This window comes from Jannaschia seosinensis, assembly GCF_001408515.1.
Lineage (GTDB): Bacteria > Pseudomonadota > Alphaproteobacteria > Rhodobacterales > Rhodobacteraceae > Jannaschia > Jannaschia seosinensis.
Map to the genome: position 1 here is coordinate 1 of NZ_CYPR01000191.1, position 5,022 is coordinate 5,022.

The window sequence follows — 5,022 nt, forward strand, 5'->3', positions numbered from 1 at the left end:
CACCGCCTGCCAGAGCGCATCCGGGCACACGCGATGATCTGCTTTCTCGCCCTCGTGCTCTACCGCGTGATGCGGATGCGCCTGAAGACTCACGGCCACAGCGCGAGCCCACGCACTGCTCTCGATCTGCTCGCGCGCATCCAGAAACACACCGCCCATATCGGCGAGAGATCATTCCACGGAACCAGCAAGACCACTCCGGAGCAACTCGACCTCTTTGACGCCCTAAGCCTGACTAAACCGGACTGACGCCTCGCGTAGTCACACAAACGCCTTCTCCGAGTTAACAGCATCAATCACTTACGCGATTAACTGTCGAACTTGGGGGAGCTGGCCGAAAAACTCCAGCACCTGAGCGCGCCGCAACTTCTTGCGCAGGACCGCACGACCAGTGCCGTCGGCCCCATGCACCTGGAACACATTCTTCGCCAGATCGAGCCCGACCGTGATAATCTCCGACATGACCGCTCTCCTGTGTGGATCGTTGCAGACCCACCTTGGCACACTGAGGCCGTCGGGGGCGGTCACATCATCAAAGCCCTGCCCGCCACAACCAATGCTTCGTGCCGTTGATCTTGAGTACGACCTCGTCGAGATGCCACTTGTCGGCTGGCCAGGGCCGATCGCGTCGGATCTTCGCGGCGAACTGCGTCCCGAACTTCGCGACCCACATCCGTATCGCCTCATAGGAAACGGCGACGCCCCGCTCGGCCAGAAGGTCTTCGACATCTCGCAGGCTCAGGGCGAAACGGTGGTACGCCCAGACGGCGTATCCGATGACGGTGCGCGGAAAGCGGTACCCCTTGAGGCGGGAGAGATCGTCGAGGTTCAGCATCCAAGCGAGCTACCGGCCTTCCATGACGCCATCAACCTGACAGTGCCGTTGCGAGACAGCCCGGTCCGCCGCGCGATCTCGCGGATGGGCATCTTGTCCCGTAACGCCCAACGTCGAATGACGCTCAAAAATCCCATGTCGATCACTCCAATAACCCCCGACAAATCCCGTCAGGGGCAAGCTTCCACATGGGTCAGTTCTCAGTGACATCCAACAGTCGTTCGTCATCAGGTCGCCCTCGGGTGCCGCTTGGCCTTCTAATTTCAAATGTTCTACATTTGAATATATCCTGCCAATCACTTCCACCATCGTTCATCCTCTTTTAGCAGGCTGCTGAAAAAGTCTTGAGTGCCCATCTTCGACTCCTACGACGACACATCATATCGGTTTTGGAAGCGCCTGCGCACAATATCTTGTCATCCCTTCGAGACGGCTGATGCAGTTCGTCGAGGTCCATTTCCTTTTTCAGCAGCCTGTTAGAGAACAATCAAGCCTCGATGCCGAACGAAGACGGTTGAGCCACGCGACCGAGCGAGAAGCTGAAGCATCCCCTCAGAGGCTCTGAGAGCAGCCCTGTGGAGCAAAGCTGCTGTTTCGGGTGTCATGGCGGCCAGCAACTTCGGGAATGCCTCTAGACGGTGGCTCTAGGAAGATTTTGATGCGTCAAATGCGTCAGCTGAGTGACGTGCGTCCCATGCGTCCCATGCGTCACTTACGTCAGGCGCGCGTATTGCGTTACGTGCGTTAGCCACGTCAGCAGCGTCAGGCACGGCAAGCGCGTTACTAAAGAGAGATACGTCAAATGCGTCAGATAAGTGATGTGTGTACTGTGCGTCACTTACGTCAGGGGCGTATATTGCGTTATATGCGCCAGCCACGTCAGCAGCGTCAGGCACGGCAAGCGCGTCACTAAAGAGAGATACGTCAAATGCGTCAGATAAGTGATGTGTGTACTGTGCGTCACTTACGTCTGAAGCGCGTGCTGCGTCTGAACCGCGCCGGGTTTGCCGGAGGCTGATTTCGTTTAGTTACGCGGCCATAGGTTCGGTTTCCAGAGCGGCGTAGAAGTTGGCCTCGGCTTCGGCTGGCGGGATGTTCCCGATGGGCTCCAGCAGGCGGCGGTTGTTGAACCAGTCGACCCATTCCAGCGTGGCGTATTCGACGGCCTCGAAATTTCGCCATGGTCCGCGGCGGTGGATGACCTCGGCCTTGAACAGGCCGTTGATCGTCTCGGCCAGCGCGTTGTCATAGCTGTCGCCAACACTGCCCACCGAAGGTTCGATGCCTGCCTCGGCCAGCCGTTCGGTGTATTTGATCGACAGATATTGGCTGCCGCGGTCGCTGTGGTGAACGAGCCCCATACCCTTGACCGGGCGGCGTTCGTGGACGGCCTGTTCGAGGGCATCGAGAACGAAGCCAGCATGAGGCGTCGTGCTGACGCGCCACCCGACGATGCGCCGGGCATAGGCGTCGATGACGAAGGCGACATAGACGAAACCCTTCCAGGTGGCGACATAAGTAAAGTCGCTGACCCACAGCATGTTCGGCGCGGGCACCCGAAACTGGCGGTTCACCTTGTCCAGCGGGCAGGGCTGCTTCTTGTCGGGGATCGTTGTCCTGTGGGGTTTGCCACGAATAATGCCCTGAATCCATGTCCTTCATCAACCTCGCGACCGTGCAACGGGCGACGTCAAAACCCTCGCGGCGCAGCTGGTGCCAAACCTTACGGACGCCGTAGACGCTCCAGTTGTCGTCGAAGACGCGCTGGATCTCGGGGCGCAGCTCTTCGTCCCGGCGGGCACGGTCCGACAGACGCGCCGGATCGGCCCGCTTGGCCAGATGATCGTAATAGGTGGACGGGGCGATCGGCAGCACATCGCAGATCGGCTCGACCCCGTGTTCACCTCGGTGGTCGTCGATGAACTTGACCATCACTTCGACCGGCGGTCGAGCTCCGCCATCGCAAAATACGCTGACGCCTTGCGGAGGATCTCGTTCGCCTGGCGCAACTCTCGGTTCTCGCGCTCCAAGGCCTTCATCTTCTCTGCCATCTCGGTCGGGATACCCGCCCGCCGGCCGCTGTCGACCTCGGCCTTCTTGACCCACTCGTTCAGCGTCTGCGGCGTGCAGCCGATCTTCGCCGCGATCGACATCACCGCCTGCCAGCGCGACGGATGTTGGGCCTCATTGTCGAGAACGAGCCGCACTGCCCGCTCGCGCACTTCAGGGGAAAACTTGTTCGTGATCTTGCTCATGATGCTCCACCTTACTCAGGAGTTGGAGCCTCCGGCAAACCCGGCGCGGTTCAGTCTCGGCCACCCCAAAAACGGCTGTGTCGTGTAGTCTGCGAACTTGGGGAAGCTCTTTAAGAAGCGACCTTATAATCACGCGGGATGTGACACGTAGGTGCATAGAGCCACTGACTTCGCGGCTAGTTTTCTCGCTCCCATTGGGCGTCGGCGAAGTACTTTTTAACTTCCCACATGAGTAACAGAAAGGCTATCGCTGCTAAGGTCTCGCGCGCTTCGGCCAATCGCAGCGTTTTGAGCGGCGGGATCACTTGGTAGATGACCGGGTCAAGCATCATCCCGGCCATCACCATCGCGATCGCAAGTCCGGCCGAGGGTACTGGAAGACCGATACGTAATATCATCTGCCGAAGTGGCGGAACGAAATGATACGAAAGGGGAACTAACGCGGCCCAGATGAGAAAGCACAGGATGAACAGGTGGTCCGCGATATAACCAAAGTTGTTGTGGAGGTTGATCTCGCCCTGAACATTTACTGCTCGTAATCCCTCGGGCGTCTCAAGTCCGAAAATGCGTTGCCCCCAACTGATCTCCTCGCCGCACATGAGAAAGAAGAGGATAGCAAGAAATATATGCATCCCGAACCGTGGATGTCCGCGCCCGATGCGATATGCGACCAGCGCACTGATCCCGGCAGCAACCAAAAGTATCATGGCCGAAATAGACTCTAATATACCATCCTCACCATTTATCCACCAAAGCTGCCCGCGCGTGAAAACCAGCGCTCCAAATCGGATATAGAGCAGCGTTAATATGACTGCTGTGAAAAGAATGATGGCTGTCGAGGTTGATACGCGGCGCAGGTAAGTTGCATAAGTGGCCGGTATCGGCACTTTGACCCCCATGTTCCGACGGTAAGGCGCTGAGCTGGCAATACGGGGCCAAGACAAGGCGGCGACCAAAGTTATCACCACAGCGGCGGATAGAAAGATACGCACCGCCGCCACCTCACCGTAGGCAACCTTCCGAGTCAGCTCCACCTCTGAGGTAAGAGAATGATCCATGATACCTATGTAGATAAGCCGATCTGGGGTTATCCAAGCGGCTGACGCAGCGAAAAGCAAAGCAAGAAAGAGTAAAGAGATTCGGGGAGGCACTATGTTTATATCCGGCAGTTCGAAGCAGTCAGTAAACCAAGTTACTTAAAGAAAGAAGTAGAATGCACTTCGATTATTCTCACCATCATTGTAGTGAAATCGTCTGCAAGACGGCGGCATCCTAACAGGCTGCTGAAAAAGGAAATGGACCTCGACGAACTGCATCAGCCGTCTCGAAGGGATGACAAGATATTGTGCGCAGGCGCTTCCAAAACCGATATGATGTGTCGTCGTAGGATTCGAAGATGGGCACTCAAGACTTTTTCAGCAGCCTGCTAAGGCCGTGGAGGGTGTCGCTAACAGTATTTCCTATGGCAACCACCTCAGCCAGACGAGATATCATTGTATGAGGACATCACATCATTTCGGCAAGGGCCGCGGTGTTCGTCAAGGTAGTTGTCGCCTGCACTCGTTTTCACGCTGCGTGTTCGGCTGGCCCGACCATGGGGCCGCCGCCGCCAGCTTGATGGGGGAGCGCGTCGGCGGCCCCATGGCCTCTGCGCCCGGCTTCGGGTCGCTCCGGGTTCAGCCAGACCGAGCGTAAGCGCCCGGTTCTGACCGCCTTGTAATTTCAGGCAGCTTCGCTCTGCGTGGTTCCGGCGGCTTTTGGCGTCCAGTTCCAGGGCAGCAACTCGACGAGGCGGTTGTTCTTGTGATCGTGGATGCGGTCGAGGATGTCGGCGAGGTAGGCTTGGGGATCGAGGCCGTTCATCTTCGCGCTCTCTATGAGCGTCATCGCCCGCGCCATGGTTTCGCCACCCGTGTCCGATCCGGCAAATAG

The 5,022-nt window shown here is 57.8% G+C and carries 2 protein-coding genes, 4 pseudogenes and 1 other annotated feature; of the genes and pseudogenes, 1 reads left to right on the top strand and 5 read right to left on the bottom strand.

Going from position 1 to position 5,022, the window contains the following annotated elements:
• Window positions 1–249: pseudogene (locus tag JSE7799_RS14175) on the top strand (IS1634 family transposase); the annotation flags it as partial.
• Between the two features lie 75 nt (window positions 250–324).
• On the opposite strand, the pseudogene JSE7799_RS20630 reads toward JSE7799_RS14175, so the two are convergent.
• From JSE7799_RS20630 to JSE7799_RS14205, 5 genes and pseudogenes are all read right to left on the bottom strand, one after another.
• Window positions 325–462, bottom strand: a pseudogene (locus tag JSE7799_RS20630) (IS110 family transposase); the annotation flags it as partial.
• Window positions 463–541: 79 nt separating this feature from the next.
• A pseudogene (locus JSE7799_RS14185) lies at window positions 542–835 on the bottom strand (IS6 family transposase); the annotation flags it as partial.
• 1,028 nt (window positions 836–1,863) lie between these two features.
• A pseudogene (locus JSE7799_RS14190) lies at window positions 1,864–3,090 on the bottom strand (IS3 family transposase).
• Window positions 2,693–2,809: a sequence feature (AL1L pseudoknot), on the bottom strand. Its footprint overlaps the pseudogene before it by 117 nt.
• Before the next feature lie 176 nt (window positions 3,091–3,266).
• On the bottom strand, window positions 3,267–4,148 hold the full coding sequence (locus JSE7799_RS14200; RefSeq protein ID WP_144431728.1) for a hypothetical protein: 882 nt from the start codon (window positions 4,146–4,148) through the stop codon (window positions 3,267–3,269).
• Window positions 4,149–4,812: 664 nt separating this feature from the next.
• Window positions 4,813–5,022 (bottom strand): transposase domain-containing protein (locus JSE7799_RS14205; RefSeq protein WP_055664193.1); only part of this gene is annotated, 210 nt, incomplete at its 5' end.